The organism is Glaciihabitans arcticus (assembly GCF_004310685.1).
Classification (GTDB): Bacteria; Actinomycetota; Actinomycetes; order Actinomycetales; family Microbacteriaceae; genus Conyzicola; species Conyzicola arctica.
On sequence record NZ_SISG01000002.1, the window covers coordinates 1 to 20652 of the forward strand.

General features: G+C 67.5%; 5 protein-coding genes. All 5 read right to left on the reverse strand.

The features are described 5' to 3' along the window. On the reverse strand, nt 1-950 hold a 950-nt coding region (locus EYE40_RS14270), incomplete at its 3' end, for a DUF222 domain-containing protein (RefSeq protein WP_130982946.1). A 108-nt stretch (nt 951-1058) separates the two neighbouring features. After that, a complete protein-coding gene (locus EYE40_RS14275; RefSeq protein WP_130982947.1) occupies nt 1059-6866 on the reverse strand; it encodes a hypothetical protein in 5808 nt (1935 codons plus the stop codon). A 173-nt stretch (nt 6867-7039) separates the two neighbouring features. Continuing rightward, nucleotides 7040-11590, reverse strand: a complete 4551-nt coding sequence (locus tag EYE40_RS14280) for a carboxypeptidase regulatory-like domain-containing protein (RefSeq protein WP_130982948.1) — start codon at nt 11588-11590, stop codon at nt 7040-7042. 91 nt (nt 11591-11681) lie between these two features. Next, nucleotides 11682-16256 (reverse strand): SdrD B-like domain-containing protein, encoded by a 4575-nt coding sequence (locus EYE40_RS14285; RefSeq protein ID WP_130982949.1) that lies wholly within the window; start codon nt 16254-16256, stop codon nt 11682-11684. 114 nt (nt 16257-16370) lie between these two features. Then, the gene (locus EYE40_RS14290; RefSeq protein ID WP_130982950.1) at nt 16371-20576 is read right to left on the reverse strand and encodes a hypothetical protein; all 4206 of its coding nucleotides are present in this window, start codon (nt 20574-20576) and stop codon (nt 16371-16373) included. Nucleotides 20577-20652: the final 76 nt, after the last annotated feature.

Sequence of the window (20652 nt, forward strand, 5' to 3'; positions counted from 1 at the left end):
CGTTCCGCCGTCTGCACGGACACCGGCGTCGGTGAGCCCTCGATCCGGGCGTGACCGGTGCGGGTGTCGAGCGACTCAGCGGCCACGAGAATCTTCACCACCGGTCCACCCGTGCCGAGTAGCTGGGTGGAGTCGGTGTCGGCGCCGGCGGTGAGGAGGTGGGCGAAGGTGTCTGAGGCCAGCTGCTCCGTTGTGCGGGTGTCCGCGGTGATCGCCTCGGCCAGGGTCGCGTCGGTCGGGTTCACGAACCGGGGTCCCCCACGCCGGGGGGAGGTGGCCCGGTCGAAGAGGTCCCCGACCGCTGCTGCGGTCTCGGGATCCATGACCCAGCGCAGGTGTGCACCGCCATCGGGGGTGCGCCAGAACGTCAACGACCTCCGCGCGTGGGCGGCAGCCTCCCGGTCGGCGATGCCGTCCTCATCGAGGGCATCCCGCGCATCCCGGGCGAGACGCTGCAACCGGTCGGCATCCAGGGACGGGGCGACCTCGCACAGCCCGGCAGACGCCTCGGCAAGCACCGCGGCGGTGATATCGGTGGTGGGAACGCCCAGCCCGGTACGAATCGCAGCCGCCGCCTCAACCGACAGCGTGCCCTCGGTCAGAGCAGCTGCGACGGGCGCAAGCCACGGCTCGATATCGGGCGACGAAGCAAGTGATCCGATGGCAACGGCCGTCCGCGCATCCCGTTTCGTCGACCCGGTCGTGACCCGCACCAGCTCCTCGGGGGTGCGGTGCCCGGTTCGCTGTGCCAACCCCGAAGACCCGAGAGCGGGAGCCGACCGGCGCGCAACCTCACCGGCGATCAGGGCCGCGTGCGTGGCGGCAGCGCGCTGCACGAGGGCAACACGCTTGCCGAGGGCGAGTAGCACGTCATCCGACACCGCAGAAAACACCGTGGGCGCAGCGTCAAGCGCAGAGAGTGCTGCGCCATACGGGTCGGGAAGATTCATACCTCAATACTGAACCTTCGAACACATGTTCGAGCGCGTTTTCCACAGGCGGAAAAGAAAGGGCGGCCGACTCTCGTCGACCGCCCCGTCCCGTCCCGCTAGGTGCTTCTAACCCGCGGAGACCCCGGCACAGCCGACCGTCTCGGCGACGACTGCTGACGGTGCCGTGGTGAACGTTCCGGCCGTGTAACCCGAGCGCTCCGCGAAGATCACGGCACGGAACTTGTAGCCGGCCTGCAGGCCGTCAGGCGTGAAGGTGTTCGTCTCGCCGCCGACGTTCTGCCATTCTCCCGAGTTGCCAAGCGAGCCCTGCCAGTTGTAGCTGAACTTCAGCCCGTCCAGGTTCCACACACCGGTGGTAGCCACCAGGGGCGAGCACTCCTTGGCGAGACCGGTGATCTTGCCGCCGAGAGCGGCGGTGGTCGTGGGCGCCGCTCCCGCGATGACCTTGACCTCGCTGGCGAACTCCGCGCGGGAGTAGAAGCCGACGCGCTTGGCGGTGACCTCCACCGTCAGGCTGTCGCCGATGTGGTCACTGAGCGGCGTGTACTTTGCCGTCGTGGCACCCGGGATGGCGACATCGTTGCGGTACCACTGGTAGCTCAGGGTCGGGGAGAGCGTCCACGTTCCGGGAGTCGCCGTGAGAGGAACGCCCACTGCGCCACTTCCTGCGATGCTCGGTGCGGCGGTCGCGCTGATCTCGTCACGTCCGACGATCCAGATCTGGCCGGCCGAGTACGTTGCCGAGGCGTGTCCGGCGCGACTGTAGGTCACCCGCAGCTCGATGCGTGAGTCGACGTCGGTCAGCAACGTCGTGTACGCCGCCTTGGTGGCCTTCGGGATCGCAACGGACGCGCCCTCACCGACCGCGCGGTACCACTGGTATCCGACGGCGAAGCCGGGGCGAACCTCCTCCACGCGACTGGTCAGCACGGCGCCGACTGGCTCGAAGAAGAAGTTGTTCACGTAGACGCCGTTGTCGGCAACAGCACCAAGGGCGACGACCTTCGCGGGCGACGAGTACACCTTCGTGGCGAATGCCGTGGAGGAGACCGTCACCTTGAGGCTGATGGGCTTCTTCACCTGGGCTGCGATGGGCGTGTAGAAGGGGCTGGTCGCACCCTTGATCGCGACCGCTCCCGCGTACCACTGGTACTTGGGTGCGTCGATGGTAGCTCCATCAGGCAACTCACCCGGAGCGGGAACGAAGGAGGACACTGCGCCCACCTGCGGGTCGGAGATCGTGAACGCAAGGGCCGGAGCCGTTACCTTCTGTGCGATCAGGCTGATCGACCTGGTCTTGTAACCCTCGAGTACGTAACTGACACGCACCTCGATGACCTTGCCGAGGTTCGTCGCACCCCGCGCCAGTGTCGGCGAGTCGTAGATGTCTCCATCCTCTGCCGTGACGAGGTTGCCCGCGACGTACCACTGGTAGCTGAAGTCACCCGCAGCCGGCAGGGCCGATCCGGGAACCACCGTGTAGGCGGCCGCCGTGGTCGTGATCTTCGGGGCGACCTTGACGGTCGTGTAGCCGAGGTCCACGGACCAGATGTTGTCGCCCCAGCCGGATCCGTTGACCTCGTCGCCGACCCTGGTGATGACTGTCTCACTGCCGGCCTTGGAGATCGTCTCGACCACGCGGATGTCGAGATCGAGGTCAGCAAGCGTCGGAACGTAGGTCGTGGCCGTGGCTCCGGGGATGTCCGAGTAGCTCTCGCCGTCGCGCCTCTGCCACTGGTAGGTGCGAAGCGTTCCCGTGACGTCGGTCGTTGCGGGCTTGACGGTGAGCTTGCCGCCGACGCGGATCGCTCCGTCCAGCTGGCCCGTGTACGTCACACCGGAGAGAACCGTGATGACCTTGTTGACCGTCTTGCTGGGGGCGCGGACGACGCTGGGGGCGAATCCTGCCTTGGTGGCAGTGACGCGAACCGTCAGCTCCTTGCCGTTCAGCGTTGCCGGAACCACGAACTTCGCCGCGGTCGCCTTGGCGATCGGGGTGAAGACCTCACCGGTCACGGTGCCCCACTGGTAGGCGACTGCCGCACCGGTGATCGCGAAGGGCGACTCCGATTCGAATGTCGCTGTGACGGTGGATGACACGGCCGCCGATCCCTCGATGAACACCGATCCGGCGCGCTCCTCGAGCAGGCGCTGGTCGAGCACCGCAGCGACCTGCGCCGTGGTGTAGACCTTCGAGGCGTAGTACGGCGAGCTGGCCGTGACGACAACGCGGAGGTTCTTGCCCGCATCCGCCGCAGTGACGACGTAGCTGGCCGCGGTGGCCTTGGCGATCGGCGCCCACTTCGCCCCCGTCTGGCGCTGCCAGATGTAGGTCGGGATGACGTTGCCGAACGGAACCGACAGGTTCGAGTCGACGGCGAGGCGCTGGCCGACGGTGACCGATCCGAGCAGCGGCTCGTCGCTGTCGGCAACGACGAGGGCGGGGGTGCCGCCCTCGGCGTACGCCGTTCCCTTGCGGGCCAGCACAACGATCGGTGCCGACGGGGCGATGCCTGCCTTGATGGCGGACACCCGCACGGTCAGCGCGAGCGCCTTCGAAATGTCTGCCGGGATGACGACCGAGCTGCCGGTCGCATAGGGCGCTTCCTCGTTGCTGTAACCGTTGTCGAAGAACCACTGGTAGACGGGCGTGGTTCCCGCAACCGACCAGGTACCCGGCGTGACCGTGTACTTGGTTCCGCCCGCGGCGACACCCTTGGTGACGACGGCGACGGTCGGCTTCTTGACGCTGGTCGCGGCCACTCCGAGGGTTCCGGTGATCGAGGAGGTTTCGGTGGGCGTCGCGTCGGTGCGTCCGAGGCGTGTCGCCGTGACCATTGCCGAGATCTCCTGGTCGACGTCTGCGTTCACGAGCGTGTAGCTCGATGCCGGCAGACCCGTGATCGCATCGCCGTTACGAAGCCAGGTGATGGTGGTGTTCCATCCTCCAGGCAGGTAACCCGGTGCGACGGTGACCACTCCGCCAGGGCTGGTGCGCGTGGCGGTGAGTGGGAGGGAGCCGAGCGCGATCGACGAGCCCGTGACGGGAGTCACTGCTTCCGTGATGACGCTGGTCGACTGGAAGTCCTCCGAGCCGTTGTACTGGCCGTTGCTGATGGTCACGCGAACCGAGATGTCCGATCCGACGTCACCGCCCTGGACGTAGTAGTAGTCGCGCTGGCCACCGAAGATCGGGATGCCGTCGCGCAGCCACTGGTACGAGGCGGTTGCACGGTTCTGGTCCCACTCGGCGTCCGCGATGAGCGGGGAGCCCGGGGTCAGTCCGTACGCGGTGTTGATCGTCGGTGCGGAGCCGAAGGTCAGCGGTGCGCTGACCTCAGCCTCGATGTCGAGCGTGTTCTGTCCGACGACGGCCTCGATGTAGCCGGTGACGGAGCGGTAGACGGTACCGCTCGAGCTCTTGATGTAGGTCGAGTAGGTGTAGTCGCCCGGGATGAGGTCGATCGAGTACGCGCCGTTGCCCGTGATCTGGGCCGAGGCGAACTGCACGCCGTCCTCGCTGGTGAAGTCGATCCAGCTGGAGTTGTTGACCGCGACTGCAGGAGCCAGCTGGCCCGACACGGTCGCTGTCCTCGCGACGGTGGAGCTGGGAAGAGTTACCTTCGCAGCGATCTTGGTGATCTTGCCCGCCGTGACGGTGTACCGGGGGCCGGTGCTCGCTGCACTGTAGGTGTCGCCGAAGTTGTCAGCGTGGTAGCTGAGCGCGTAGGTGCCACTCGGCAATCCGCCGATGCTGAAAACGCCCTTCGTGCTCGTGTAGGCGAGATTGCGAGGCATCGGGATGCGCTGGTCACCGACGATCCTGACAGGGGTGACGTACAGGTCGCCCACGATGGGTCCGGTGATGGTTCCGGTCAGCGTGCCGCCCGGTGCCAGGGTCTTGTTGACGGAGGCGACTCCGCTGCGGCCCACGTAAACGGTGGGGAGAGCGTTGAGGTCCAGTTCGTCGGAGGTGTAGTCGCCGACGAACGCGCCGCTGGGCGAGCGCTGCGTCGAGAATGCGACCTTGTAGCTGCCCGGCTTGACCGGAACGGTGTAGACGCCTGTCTTGCCGGTGAAACCGTATCCGGTGCTGTTCCAGGAGACGCCATCGAACTCGAAGACCTCGACCTCGACGCCGGCGATCGGCTTCTTGGCGGTCGACTTGACGACACCCGTGATCTTTCCGGCGGCGAGAAGGCCGAACGTGACCTTCTGCACCTCGCTCGAGTTGAAGGTCTCCGCGTTGATGAGGTTCTCATTGGTGAGCGGGGCGCCACCGAGGTACTGGGCGTAGAGCGTGGTGCCGTTTCCGTAGGTGTTCAGCGTGTATTCGGTATCGGGCTGGACCTCGAAGGTGGCGACGCCGGCCTTGTTGGTGATGCCGTAGCTGTAGATGTCCGAGTCGACATTGTAGTTACGCCCGCCGTCGGTCACTGCGACCGCGTTCACATAGACGCCCGCGACCGGCTTGTTGGCCGGGTCGAGGAGCGTGACTGTCGTGTATGCCGGAGCGGGGAAGAGCACGCCCGCGCTGACGTCGGAGTCGACGCCGGAGACGAGGCTCGGTGTGGTGCTTCCCGCGCCGTTGACCGTGGCGTAGTAGAGGTTGTAGTCGCCTTCTTCGGCCGTGACGATGATCTCGTAGGCATCTGCCTCGAGGTTCGGGATGACGGCGACGCCATCCTCATCGGTGTAGACAGGGGCGCTATAGCCCAGGTTGTTGAGACCGGTTCCCTGGGCGACAACCCGGGCGCCCTCGACGAGCTCCGTGCCGAACTTGGCGGTGACCGTGAGTTCGAAGCCGGTGCCCAGTTCGACCTTGCCGATGTCGGTGCCTGAGGCGATGGCCTGCGCGGTGGCGCCGCTCGGCGCGTTGTTGTACCACTCGCCGCTCAGGCCCTCGATGTTGGAGTCGAAGTAGATGCGGTAGTTGCCGGGCACGAGAGTGATGGTCTCGAAGTCTCCGTCGGCGGAGACACCGCCATTGATGTTCTCGGTGTTGGTGGGATCGTACGATCCGTCGGGGTTCGCCGGGAAGACGAAGAGGCTGACGTTCGAGAGGTCGGCGCCCGCGAAGTCGGCCGGGACGTCGATATCGCCGGTGATGGTCTGGCCCAATACGAAGCGTCCGTTCACGACAGCCGCGATGTTGCGGTTCACCGCGGTCGTGGGACCCGCCGCCGCCGAGATGTAGCCGTCGCCGTAGACGTTCGTTGCCCAGTCCGGCTGCGAGTACTGCGAGAAGGAGACGGCATAGTCGCCGGCACGCAGGCCGCCGATGGCGTAGTTCGAGATCGACTGGTCGTCGAACGAGATGTCGCGCTCGTACTTCCACTCCTGCACGCCCGTTGTGAGGTTCAGCTGCTTGCGGTAGGCGGTGACGCGCGAAGCGCCGTCGAAGGGGAGGTCGTCGGCACCGACGATGTCACCAGCCACTGTCGCACCCGCGCTCAGGTCTGCCAAGAGGTCGTTGCTTCCCTCGTTCAGCACCGTTGCAAAGGCGGAATCGAAGTCGTCGATGACTTCGCCCGAGCGGCCCTTGAGGTATCCGCCGGCGTAGGACGCCGAAGACACGTCACCGTTGTCGATGCTGATGGCGTACTTGACCCCGGCCTGAAGGTTGTAGGTGTCAGTGAGTTCGACGTGGCCCGACGCATTCGTGTAGCCACTGGTGGAGTACACGTAGGAGCCGCCCTGGGCTCGAAGAACGTCGACACGAGCGTTCGCCACGCCTTCGCCGCCAGCGGTCACGTGAAGCGAGAGCTCGGCGCCCTCGCCTTCGACAGCCGAAGCCCCCACGGTCATGCCGGTGGCCAGCAGGCCTCCGAGGACGAGGGCGACGATGCCACCCGTCGCGATCTTGCGTAGACGCGCGAGTGCGGATTCACGCAGTTCTGAAAGCTGGTTCACGATGCTCCTGTGCCAAGGGTTAATAGACGACAGGAATGATTCTGGGGTGGGGCCGGTCGGGGGTACTCAGGGTAAAACCCCCAACCCGATACGGGTTTTGCGGTGTTTTGCGCCCGGGGCCGAGAATGGGGCGAATTTTCACCCCCATACGCGGGCCGGGATGACGTTGGACGTCAGCAGCCCGTATCGAGCACGGCCGCGGTTGGCAGGCTCTGGGCCGTTCCGACGGCCAGTCCGGTGCGGGTGGCCGTCACAACGACGAACAGCTTCTGCCCGATGTAGGCGCCGGTCGGAATGGTGAACTGGCTCAGCGTGGCACCGGGGATCGGGCCATCCAGAGACGCGTGCCACTGGTAGGCGTAGCCGGCACCGTCGGCCGTCCAGACGCCACGAGTCGCCGTGAGCGTCGAGCAGCCCTTCGCCACTCCGGTGACCTTCGGGGCGTTCACCCCGAGTGCGGTGGGCGCGGCACCGGGCGTGATCGTGCGGGCGTCCGTCGAGGCGGTGACCGGATTCCAGCCGGCGAGGCGAGCCGTGACCTTGGCGACGATGGCGTCACCGGAGTAGGCGGCCGGCGGCGTGAACGTTGCGGCCGTCGCGCCAGGGATCACCACGCCATTGCGCGTCCAGAGGTATGTGTAGGCGGGCTTGACCCCGGCGAACACGGGCGGGATGACGCTGAGCGGAGCGCCCGCCACACCGGAACCGACCAGCTCGGCGGGCACGGTCTGCTGGAAGTAGCGGATGCCCACATAGATATTGCCCGATTCCTCGGTCCGACCCGTGAAGCCGGGGCGCTGAGCGGTGACGCGCACCCGGATCGACGCGTCCAGGTCGGCCGCAACGAGCGTATAGGTCTTCGCTGTCGCTTTCGGAATGTCGGTCAGCACGCCGTTGTCATCCCGGATCCACTGGTATCGGAAGGTGTGCCCCGCCGGGAAGTACGGCGTCGCAGTGATCACGGAGCCGACGTAACTGTTGCCGCTCAGGGAGACCGAGCCGTAGTGGGTGTCGCCCGGCTGAAGCACAACACCCGCACTCGTGTTCACGACCGGGTTGTAGCGATCAGTCGTGAGCGTGGCACGCAGGCTGATCGTCTTGCCGAGCTGGTCGGCCGTCGCGAGGTAATTGTGATCGGTCTGGCCGGGGATCGGCGCCCCGTTCGAGAGCCACTGGTACGAGCGGGTGTAGGCCTCCCCGCCCCAGGCGGGCAGCGCGAAACTCGGGTCGCTGAAATACAGGTAGTCACCGACGCGCGTGCCATCGAAGGTGAACGCGGGCTGTGCGCTGGGCGCCGTTCCCCGAATCGCGACAGGTCGGATGATGCCTGCGAGGCCGCCGTAGGCCGGGGCGCCGGAGTCGTAAGAGATCTGCACCCAGATCGGCTTGCCCGAATCCTCCGGCTTGATCGTGTACGTGCGCGAGTCCTCGTAGGGAGGAGCCCAGCCATCGCCGACGTGCCACGCATACTTCACGTCGTCGGCTGCGGCCGCTGTCCATCCCGGGCCCCAGGTGACGGGACTCACGGTGAGTACGTTGCCCACCCGTGTGATTGTCGGAGTCGAGGTCGGGTATTCGACCGAGGGCGTGATCGAGAGCTGCACGGTGGCAGCCGCGCGCGCCGTCGTGTAGCCCTTTTTCGCGGCGATCTCGACCACGCGCAGCAGGTTGCCGCCGGTGCCGAAAGCCGTGGCATCCGGAACATAGCTTGCACCGGTGGCGAGCTGCGCCCAGTTCGCCTCGGTCGCGCACGCCGCCGCGCACTTCTGCCAGATGTAGCTGCGAGTTACGCCCGGGATCTTCCAGCCGGCGGCGGACGAGGTGAGCGCGATTCCGACCTTCGCGCTGCCGGAGACGAGACCCTTGGCGTAGCCCGGGGCGGCGGTGTTGCCGATGAGGTTGGCGGCATCGAGCACTCGCGGCTCCGAGACGATGGTGCGCGGTGCGAAGCCCGCCTTTGACGCGACGACACGCACGACGAGTGACTTCGATCCGAGTGCTGCAGGCGGAACGTAGCTCGCCGTGGTGGCCTTGGCGATGGCCGTGTAGCCCGCGGGGTAGCTCACGCACGAGGTCGCGCAGCTGAACCACGCGTAGGTCTGGGTGACTGCGGTCACCGGCCAGGTGATGCCCGTCGCTGTCACGGCAAGAGTCGGGGCGCCCGCGCCGCCGATTGTCACCGTTGCCGCCGCGGTTGCGAGATCCTGCCGCAGCAGGCCGACGCCGGCCGGGATGGGCTGGAGCGCCACGTTCGAGTATCGCGGCGAGACGACCGTGACGCGCACTTGCAACGGTCGGCCGACGTCCGCGACGGCGACGCTGTAGGTGGCGGAGGTCGCTCCGGGGATGGTGGACCAGACGCCGGTGGCGAGCTGTCTTTGCCAGACGAAGGAGAAGGTGGGCAGAGCCGTCGCGTCGGGCGTCGTCCAAGTCCCGGGCACGGCGGTGAGCACGGTGGCGACGGGCACGGCCTGGCCGGCCGTGACGGAGGCGGCACCCTGAGTGACGGCAGGAGTGCCGCTGCCGGTCGGCACGGCGCTCCCCCGACGCGCCACGAGAGTGCTGGACGCGGCGGTGTGGCCGAGCTTCACCGTCTGCACGCGCACGGTGAGAGACCTGCCGCTGTACAGATCGGGAACGTAGACGAAGCTCGCATAGGTGGCACCCGGGATCTCCACGCCGTCGGCGAACCACTGGTAGCCGAACCCCGGCACGGGCGACCATGTCCCCGATCTGACCGTGTAACGGATCTGACCGGCAGGCTGCCCGATGGTCGTCGCGGTGAGGGACGGAGCTTTCTTGAGCACGGGCGCGGCGAACCTGCCCACCGTGACCGGACCGGCGATGCTGACCGAAGAAGTGGTGAAGCCCGCCTTGCTGCCTCGCACTCGCGCGGCGATCTGCGTGCCGCCGTCGGCAGGCGTCAACGTGTAGGCGACGCTGGTCGCGCCGGGGATGAAGACGCCATCCCGGGTCCACTGGTAGCTGTAGGTCAGGGCGGTCTGCAGGAAAGTCTGCGGCTTCGCGACGATCTTCATGCCCGGCAGGTACGTGCCCGACGCGATGCTCGCCGGGGCGACGGCGCTCAGCACCGGTCCGGCCGTCACGACGAGCGGCGCCGTTACACCGACCACGCGACCGAGGCCATCGACGGTGTCGGTGAGGGCGACCCGCGCCGTGAGAGCCGCACCGACATCACTGCCGCGCGAGGCGAACGAGGTGGCGGTCGCGCCGAAGATGGGCATGCCATCGCGGTACCACTGCACGCTGATGGTCGAGGTGGTCGAGCGCAGCGTAGTCGCGGCCATCTGGTGGAGCGTTCCCACGACGGTGGTCGCAGCATTGCTGATGATCGGTCCCGTCGCGAAGGTGAGCCCGGGGTCCAGATCCCAGTTCGACGTCACCGGTCCAGTCGCCGCGGGGAGCGCGTTGACCGATTTGGTGCGGTAGACGGGCACGATGGCCTGGGCCGGATTGGCCGTGTTGACCGGCCGAATGCGCACCTGGTACTGGCCGGGCGCGACGGCTATCGAGTAGCTGCCGTTCGGCTGGATGTCGATCGTGCGAGCAGTGCGATCGAAGTCGCTGGACTTGCCGACCGTCACGGTTCCGCCGGCGGTCGCGGGCGCTCCGGTGATCGAGCCGCTGAGGATGATGGTTCCCGGAGTAGCCGTGGTCATCGCCGCAGGCGCCGAGACGATCTTCCCGGCGACGACCCGCACCGAGGCCGCCGTTTGGATCGCCACGAGTGGGTCGGCGAAGTCCTGGTCGCCGGTGGCCTGAATGCTGAGCGCGTAGTAGCCCGCCGGGAGGCCGCTGATCGAGAAGGCGCCCGCCGCGTTCGCCGTCGCGGTGTGCGCCGTATAGACGGCGCCGCCCGTGAAGGCACCGGGGGTGCCGGTGAGCGAGGCGGCTCGCACCGTGGCGCCGGCGAGCGGCAGACCGGAGCCGCGCACGACTCCCGTGATGGTGCCGCCGGCGACGAGGCGTTGCGACAACACCACCGGCTTGCCGTAGTTGACCGTGTAGTGCGTGCCGTAGGCCGTGTCGCTCAGCACCGGGCCACCACCCGCGTTCGCCGCGACCCAGGTGCGGGCGGCGCGAGCGGTCGCGTAGCGCACGGTGTAGATGCCCGGCTCGAGGTAGCCGAAGGCGTAGGCGCCCTTCGCGCTCGAGACAGCGGAATCGACAGCCGTGTAGCTGGTGCCCAGCACCTTGTAGAGGGTGACATCGACGCCCGCGAGGGCCTTGCCCGCGGAGGTGAGGACCGTGCCGCTGAGCGCACCGGCGAACAGGGAGAAGTCGAGAGTGTTCGCACCGGAGGCAACGGGGACGGGGCGGCCCGCCTCGGCGGTGGCGGCTCCCCCGTAGTACTGCACGGCAGGCGTTCCGCCAGCGTTGGCGACGCGGGTGCGCACGCCGATCGTGTAACGGGAGCCACCGTCGAGGCCGGCGAACTGGTAGCTGCCGGGAGTTCCGGCCACCGGCGTGCCGATGATCACCGGGTCGCCGACGGCAGTACCGGTGGCCAGCGACTGGGCCGTGACGGCCGCGGCCGCAAAAGGCGCCCCGGTGTGAGTGGTGACCCGCACGGTCAGGGTTGCATCGCCAGGGGCGGCCTGGGCCGCAGGCGTGATGCCGGTCAGCAGAAGACCCGCCGTGACGAGCGAGCTGAGGACGAGCAGCGCGACGCGACGCAGGGATGACGCGGACACTCGGCTCACGGGTTGACTCCTGATGCAGGTGGGACGGGGTTACGGCGCGTGGACACGAGCGCTATTAGACGAAAAGCTATCAGTTATTAGCGATTCAACGTCAGCAGGTCGACGCGGGCACGGGCTGCGTCGGCAGGCTCTGGGCCGTGCCGGCGGCGAGTCCGGACCGGGTGGCCTTCACGACGACGAACAGCTGCTGCCCGGCGAACGCACCGCTCGGAACGGCGAACTGGTTGGCTGTGGCACCGGGGATCGGGCCATCCACCGAGGCATGCCACTGGTAGGTGTAGGTCGAACCGTCAGCCGTCCAGATGCCCGGTGTCGCCGACAACACCGAGCAACCCGCTGCCGTACCGCTGACCTTCGGGGCGTTGGCGCCGACCGCGGTCGGGGCCGCACCCTGGCTGATCGTCCAGCCGGAGTGGTACCAGCCCCACTCGCTGTAACCGGGCAGGATCGCGCTGACCTGCACGTGCACCGTGTCGCCGACGAACTCGGCCGGAGGGGTGAAGGTGGGCGTGCGCGCGCTCCAGACAGGTACTCCGTCGCGGTACCAGACGTAGGTCACGACCGGCTTCAGCGCGCCGAAGGTGGGCGCGCTGACGGTCAGCGGGGTGCCCGCGACGCCGGTTCCGCCGACCGCGGGGGTCGAGGTTACGGTGAGTTGCCGCTGCGGTACATAGATGCTGTACGACGTGGTCGGGTAGTCGACGAACCCGGCTTGCGTCGCGGTGACCTTCACGGTGATGCTGGTGTCCTGGTCGGCCGCCGTGATGACGTAGGTCTTTCCGACAGCCTTCGGGATGACGACCGCGGAATTGCCGATGTTGCGGTACCAGGTATAGGTGAACGTCGGTCCGGGGAGGAAACCCGTCGGCGTCGCCGTCAGGGTCGACCCCACGGTTCCGGTGCCGGCGAGGTTCACGAATCCGGAGTTGACGACTCCCTTGGTGATGAGCGTCTGCGCGCTGGTCACGCTGAACGGGGTGTAGCCGGCGATGGTCGCCGTCGCGCGGAACGAGATCTTCTTGCCGAGGTATGCGATCGAGGGCTTGAAGTCGTAGCCGGTCTGCCCCTTGATGGCCACGTTGTTCGAGAGCCACTGGTACTTGGTGCCGTAGACCTGAACCGCGTCTCCGTTCGCCAGCGTGAACATCGCCGGGGTGATGTGCAGGAATTCGCCGACGTGGCTTCCGGAGAAGGTCGGGGGCGTCTGAGGCCCTGGCGTGAGTCGCACGGCGTATTCCTCGAACTGGCCGCCGCTCTCGCCGTAGGCGGGGATGCCCGAGTCATACCAGAAGTCCACCGAGATGGTCTTTCCCGCGTGGGCGGGAAGAACAGTGAAGCTGCGCACGAAGTTGTCGTACGGAGACGGGTCCACGTCGACCCAGCTGCCGCCGACGTACCACCTGTAATGCACCTTCTTGCCTGCGACCGCAGGGGCGAAGGTGACGGGAGAGACGGTGATCACGTTGCCGACACGGGTGAAAGTCGGCTTAGAGGTCGGGTACTCGACCGAGGGGATGAGTGTCAGTTCCACGGCGGATGCCTGACGCGCCGTCGTGTAGCCCTTCTTCGTGGCCACCTCGACCACGCGCAGCTTGTTGCCGCCGGTGCCGAAGGCAGTGGCATCCGGAACGTACTTCGCACCGGTGGCCAGCTGGGTCCAGTTGGCGGCGACCGTGCAGGCGGCCGAGCACTTCTGCCAGACGTAGCTGCGAACGACGCCCGGGATGTTCCATGCTCCGGCAACCGCACTGACCGCGGTCCGCACCGTCGCGCTGCCCGCCGTGACCCCCGTGCCATAGGCCGGCGGGGCGGTGCTGGTGATCGCACGCGCCGCGCTCACTTGCCGTGGAGCGGAGACCACCGCACGCGCCGTGTAGCCGGGCTTGCTCGCGGTCACGCGTACGACGAGGAGTTTGCCTGCGAGGGCGGCGGTCGGTGCGAACTTCGCCGCAGTCGCCTTGGCGATGGCGGTGTAGCCGTTCGGGTAGGCCTCACACGGCGTTGTGCAGCTGAACCACTGGTAGCTCTGGGTGATGCCGGCCGCGCCCCACGTGATGGACGTTGTGCCGACCGGCACCGTGGGCGCCGGGATGTTCGAGATGGCTACGGTCGGCGCGCCGGACTGGAGGTCCTGGCGGGCGGAGCCGATGCCGGCGACGATCGGAGGGAGCGCCACGCTCGGGTAGCCGGGTGCGACGACCGTGACGAGCACCCGCAGCGGGCGGGCGACGTCGGCAGCGGTGACCGTGTAGTTCGCCTTTGTCGCTCCGGGGATCGCCGTCCACACACCGGTGGGAAGCAGACGCTGCCAGACGTGGGCAAAGGTCGGGGTTGTCGCGGTGTCCAGCGTCGTCCAGCTACCGGCCGACGCGGTGAGCACGCTGTCGAGCAGCACGTTCTGCGCGGCCGTGACGGTGGTTCCTGCGAGGGTGACCGCCGCGGTTCCGGTGCCGGTCGGGGCGACGGTTCCCGCGCGGGCGACCACGGTGCTCGTCGCGACCACACCGCCGGGAACGGAGGCCTGCACGCGTACGGCGATCGTCTCGCCCGCGTGGTCGCCGGCCTGCACCAGCAGGCTCGAGGTCGTCGCGCCGTCGATCGGCGTTCCGTTGGCAACCCACTGGTAGCTGACGCCGGGCACGGGCGCCCAGGTTCCGGTCGACACGGTGTAGCGCTTGTCTCCGACCGGCAACCCCTTCGTCACGGTGACGATCGCGGGAGCCTTCTTCAGCACGGGCGCGGCGTGGAAGCCGACGTTCACACTTCCCGCCGGGATGAACGCGCTTGAGGGGTGTCCGAGCTTCTGCGCGCTCACGCGAACCGAGACGGTGGTCCCCGCGTCGGCCGGAGCGAGAGTGTACGAGCGCGAGGTCGCTCCCGGGATGACGACTCCGTCGCGCATCCACTGGCTGACGAAGTTGAGCTGGTACTGATTCCAGCCGCCCTCGCTCACCACGAGTCGTGTGCCGGGCAGGTAGCTCGCGGCGACCGGGCCGAGGGTGGGCGCTGCGTTGTTGGTGATGGCCGCACCGGCGGTGACGATGACGGGCGGCGTGGTGCCGGTGAGGCGTGATCCGTCGGCCTCGAGATCGATGACCGTGATGCGGGATGTGATCGCCGCGCCGACATCGGAACCGCGGGAAACGTAGGCGCCGTCGTTCGCACCGAAGATCGGGATACCGTCGCGGTACCACTGGGACACGGCGGTGACCGCCGTGTGGTTGACGGCCACGGAGACGTAGTGGTTGGTGCCGACAGCCGTGGTGCTCGCATTGGCGATGACCGGAGCCGTGGTGAAAGCAAGCCCGGTGTCGACCGTCATGGGCAGCACCATCGGGGCGTTCGGCGTCGCGGCCGCGACCGTATAAGTGGTGTGCGTCGCGATGTACTTCTGGCTGCTGGTGGTATCGGTCGGGCGCAGGCGCACCTGGTACCGACCGACCGGGAGGTTGATCGACCAGGTTCCGTTGGCCTGGATCTGCGTGCTGCGTGCGGTGGCCGCGAAGTCGGTCACGATGCCGAAGCTGACCGTGCCACCCGTGGTCGCCGGAGAGCCTGTGAAGCTGCCGGTGACGGTCGCCGTGCTAGGGATCGCCGTGGTCTGCACCGCGGGCGCCGGGGTGACCTTGCCCGCGACGACCTTCACGTACTTGAGGGTCGAGTAGTTGCTGATGTTCGGCACCGGGTTGGGATCCGCGAACGGCTGGTTCGACTTCGGGCGGATGCTCAGCGCGTAGTAGCCGGACGCCAGCCCCGGGAGCGAGAACGCCCCCTTCGAGTTGGCCGTGGTGACGAGCGCCGCATTGGTGAAGACGCTGGTCCACGCACCCGGCTTTCCAACGATGGGGTAGGCCTGCACCTTCGCGCCAGCAAGCGGTGATCCAGAACCGCGCACCAGTCCGGTGACGGTTCCGCCGAGCGCGAGCTTCTGCGACAGCACAACCGGCTTGCCGAAGGCCACCGGATACCGCGAGCCGACCGAGTAGCTGTTCAGCGCGGGCGTGCCGCCCTGATTCGTCGCGATCCAGGCGCGGGCGCCGCGCGCCGTCTCGTAACGCACGGAGTAGTCCCCGGGCTCCAGGGAGGTGAATGCGTAGGCGCCGGTCTTGCTGGAGACGACCGTCTCGGCCACCACCAGACGGGAAGAGGTCGCTTTGTAGAGGGTCACATCGACCCCGGCGAGGCCCTTGCCCTTGTTGGTGAGCACCTTGCCGCTGAGGCTGCCGGCCATGAGGGAGAAATCGAGCCGACCGGTTCCAACGGCGGGCGTGACCGGGCGTGCCGCTTCCGGAAGCAGCGCTCCACCGAGGTACTGCACCACGGCTGCGGCACCGGTGGCCGAGGCGGGGCGCACCTGTACGCCGATCGCGTAGGGAGAGCCGCCGTCGAGACCCGCCAACAGGTAGCTGCCGGGCTTGCCGGCCACGGGCGTGGCCGTGACGGCGGGGGTGAGCGAGCGGGATCCGTTGCCGATCGGGAACGCCGTGACGGCACCGGAGATGAAGGGGGTGCCGGTGTGCGTGGTGACCCGCACCTCGAGGCTGGCGTCACCTGCGGCGGCGTGCGCGGCGGGCGTCATCCCGGTCACCAGCAGGCCGGCCGTGACGAGCGCACTCACGGCGATCAGGACCGCGCGGCGCAGGGGAATCAGACGTACTCGGGTCACGGTGGCACTCCAGGCTGTGTTGCATCGCGGTTCGCGTACGCGCAACAGGCGAGTACTCCTCGAAAAGATAGCAGTTTTGCTGAACGCTCCGATCACCCCCGTTTGGGGGCGCTCTCAGCCGGTGATGACGCGGGCGTCGAGCAGCGACACCCAGGTGAGATAGCCCGGCGCTTTCGCCGTGACCTCCACGGTGATCGAGTCCTTTATCTGGCCAATGGATGTCACGAAGCTCGCTCCCGCAGCACCCGGCATGACCACGCCATTGCGCAGCCACCGATAGCTGAGGATCACGCCGCTCGCGCCGAAGGTGGGGGCGCTCACGCTCAGCGCCGATCCGGCGATACCGGTGCCGACGAGGGCGGGCGCGGTGAGCAGCGGCAGCTCGCCCGAGGTGAGGACGACTCCCGCCACGGAGGCGCCCGTCAGGCTCGCGTAGCCGGCGCGCTTCCCCGTGACAATGACCCGGATGCTCGCTCCGACCTGGGTCGGCAGCACCCTGTACGTCTTTGCGGTCGCCTTGGCGATGCTGGCCCACCCTGCGCCGGTGTTGACCTGCCACTGGTAGGCGAACGTCTGCCCGGCGAGCGTGAAGGATGACGTGGTGGCCGTGACTACCACACCCGGCTTGAGCACTCCCCCGGTGACGTCGACCGTTGGCGCGCCGGTCGGGTTGACGCCGGCGAGCAGCGTGAGTGGACGGCTCAGCACGGAGACCGTGGCGTAATTCAGCGACGTCGAGACAACACGGACCGTGAGCTTCTTGCCCACGTTCGAGGTGGACGGCGTGAAGGTGGGTCTGGTCGCGCCCTTGATCGCCGTGCCGGCGAGGTACCACTGGTAAGTGATCTTCTCGTTCATCGCGGTGCTGGGGTAGTCAATCACCGGCGCGCCCAGCACTTCGCCGAGGCGCGATCCGATGATTGCTGGTGCCGGCTGCACCGGTCGCACTCCGCGCACGGCCACCAGCGTCTGCACGAAAGTGTCCGCCGCGTATGCCGCTTGACCGCTCTCGAAGCTGATCGTCACTGTGAGGGGCTTCGCGGCGTCCGCTTCGACGCGCTCGTAACTGGGCCCGTTGCCCGCGGGTTCCCCGCCCACGAACCACTGGTAGCTTGGCGCCCCGGCGGGCGCGAATGTCGGACCGACAATGGTCGACGTGAGGCCCACCGTGGTGATCTTCGGTGCGGATGTCGCGAACTCGCCTCCGGCGCCGATCTCGACCGGCGCGCTCTCGAGTTCGAGAGTCCCGTAACCGGCTTTCTTCACTGTCTCGATGACACGCAACCGAGCGCCGAAGAGTGCGGCATCGGGCACGAGGGTCGCACCACTTCCGGCAGTCACCCACGTGGCTCCGTCGGAGCTTGTCTGCCAGAGGAAGGTGCTCGTTGTTCCCGTGATGTTCTTGCTTCCCGCGACCGCGCCGACCGCAGCGCCGACGATCGGCGAACGGGTCAGCCCGGGAAGGCCCGCAGTGATGGTCCCGGCAGCGCCCACGGCTTCAGACGCGAAGAACGACACAGCACGGAAGCCCACCTTGCCGACGCTCACCCGCACACCGAGCCTGCTGTCCGCCAGTGCTACCGGGGGTGTGTACGTGCGTCCGGTTGCTTTCGCGATGGGCGTGAAGTCGGAGGCGGTTCCGCACTCAGAGGACGTCGGCCTGCAGGTCATCCACTGGTAGCCGGTCGTGACCGGCGCGAATGCGCTGAACGACGGGGAGACTGTCGCCGTGACCGGGGCGAGAGGGAAGGCGGGAGCGTCGAATGTCACGGTGGCGTCGACCTCGCCCAGGCTGTCATCGAGGTATCCAACCCCGGCGGGAAGGATCGTCGCCGCGGGAACCATTCCCGGTGAGGAGGTCACGACGGTCACCGAGATCGGCAGGCCGTTATCGGCATCCGTGACCCGATAGGTGGACTTTGTGGCACCGGCGATCTTCACCCGCGGCGCAGTGCCTCGGTACCAGGCGTAGGTGTGGGTCAGTCGGCCGACCTCGCGAACGTACCGGGGGTCGGCGTAGATCCAGTAACCGGGAGCAACGATCAGTGACTCGCCCGACCGCACCGGCGCGTCCGCTGCGAGCGGATCCTCGCCGAGGGTTCGCACGACGGCAGGAAGCGCATCAGCTATCGGCGGCAGCGAGCTCTTTCGCGCGACCAGGAGCGTCGATCCCGAAAGGCCGCCGACACGGGCCGCCCGGACGTCCACTGTGAGCACGGCCGTCATGTCGTCGAAAACCGGGTCGAGGGTCAGAGTTCGGCTGGGACTCGAATCCTGCAGGTCCCCATCGAGGTACCAGTCGTACGTCACGTACAGCGGTGTCGGCGACCACGTGCCGGGGCTGGCCGTGTATCGGACCTTACCCGCTAGCCCCTTCGTGGTGACCGTGATCACCGGAGCGGTCTTGAGCGCCGGCGCCGGGAGCGGTGCGACCGAGACATAGAAGTTCCCGGTGTACGCCGGGGTGTACGTTGCCGACGGATACCCGGCGCGGGTCGCGGTGACGCTGAGGCCGATGTCCTGTCCGCCCTGCGCCGCAACCGGGCTGAACGTGGGCTTCGTCGCGCCGGGGATGATGCCGCCGTTGAGCATCCACTGGTAGCTGAGCGTCACCGGGGTCTCGCTCCATGTTCCCGGGTTCGCCCGCAGCACGGTGCCTACCTTCACGGTGGCGGGCGCGATGATCGACGGCGGGGTGTCGACGCTCAGTGGCTCTCCGGCGGCGACGGTCGCCACGGTCAGGGTTGTGCTGACGTGATCGTTGCTTTCGAGATCCGTAATCCCGATGCGTACTTTAAGCTGCCTGTCCTCGTCGCCGCCACCAGCCGTGTAACCGGCGCTACGAGCACCGAAGATCGGGATGCCGTCGCGCAGCCACTGGTATGTCACGACACTCGTGGTCGGGTGGTTGCTGGTCGCGCTCGCGGTGAAGGTCGTGCCGACGGTGCCGCCTGACGGCGCCACGCTCGGCGGCGGATCGAAGGCCATCGGCGCCTCCTCCTCGGCCGGCAGCAGCAGCTCGACCGCGCCGCCGAACCCGACGGTGACGGAGCCGTAGACCGCTTTGAGAGGGGTCGCGCCGACGGGGCGGGCCTCGTAGGTATAGAGACCGGGTCGCAGCTGGCGCTCGAAGGTTCCGTTCGATGAGATCAGGATCGATGTCGAACTCACGGCGACATCATCCGCGCGTGCGATGTCGATGGTGCCGCCCGTGACCGCATCGGAGGAGAAACTGCCCTGCAGCAGCCCCGCGGGACCAGTCGCAGCGACGTCGACGATCCCCGCCTTCGTCACCGCACCCGCCTTGACGAAGTAGACCTTCTGGCTCGAGGGTGTGCCGGGATCGATGTAACTACCTGACACGGAGCCCGATGCGGCACTGAGGCTGTAAAAACCCGTCGGGAGCCCGGTCAGGGTGAACGCCGCCGGCGTAGACACCTTCAGGGGCTGACGAGGCAGCGCCGAGCCTGTCTGGTTGGGGGCCGTGCCGCGAATCGCCACGGGCACGAGGTCGACGGGCACCTTATTGGTCGCAGTGCCGGAAATCAGCTGACCGCTCAACGTGCCGCCGATCGCGAGTTTCTGGTTCACCACGGCAGGCGTGCCGAAATTCACATAGGACACGCGACCGGTGCCGATGGATTGCGGCACGGTCTCCGTGCCGTATACGGCCGCACCGCCCGCGAAGACGCTGATGTACGACCTCTGCACACGACTCGTGTCGAATTCCGTGGTGTAGCTGCCCGGCTCCAGGTACGGGAAAGAGTAGACGCCGGTCTTCGCCGCCGATACGACGGTCTTGACGAGGGACCAGCGCACTCCGTCCCACTTGAAAAGATGTACGTCGACGTTAGGTAGACCGCCCCCCTTCGAGGTCAGCACCTTGCCGCTGTAGGTGCCGCCGAGGAGTTTCACCTCAAGAGCCAGGCCTTCAGCACTGGTCCATGGTTTCGCCCCGGCGAGGTCGGAACCGCCGCCCCAATACTGCGTGAAGTTGGAGTTCGACACATTCTTGTTGGTGTCGACTCGGATGGCGTACGGCACGCTGCCGTCGAGGGTGTTGCCGAAGACGTACCGGCCCGCCGATGTGAATAACCCAACAATTTCGGGCTGGGTATCGCCGTAGTTCGCGTCATCGAGCGGGATCGCCGTGACCTTGGCCGTAGAGACGGGCACCTTCGCGGGAGTGAGCACCGTCACGGTCAGCGAGACGGTGTCCGCAGACGCGGCGGGCGTGATGCCGGTGAGCAGCAGAACGGCGGTCAGCACCGCGGACACCCCGAGCGCCCACGTTCGGCGCACCGTCAGCGTATCCCCCACAAAAACACCGCCCCCGCGATCTCCGGTGCGCTCAGTCGCGAGCCCCCGCTGCCGACGATAGCATCGGGGACTTTGC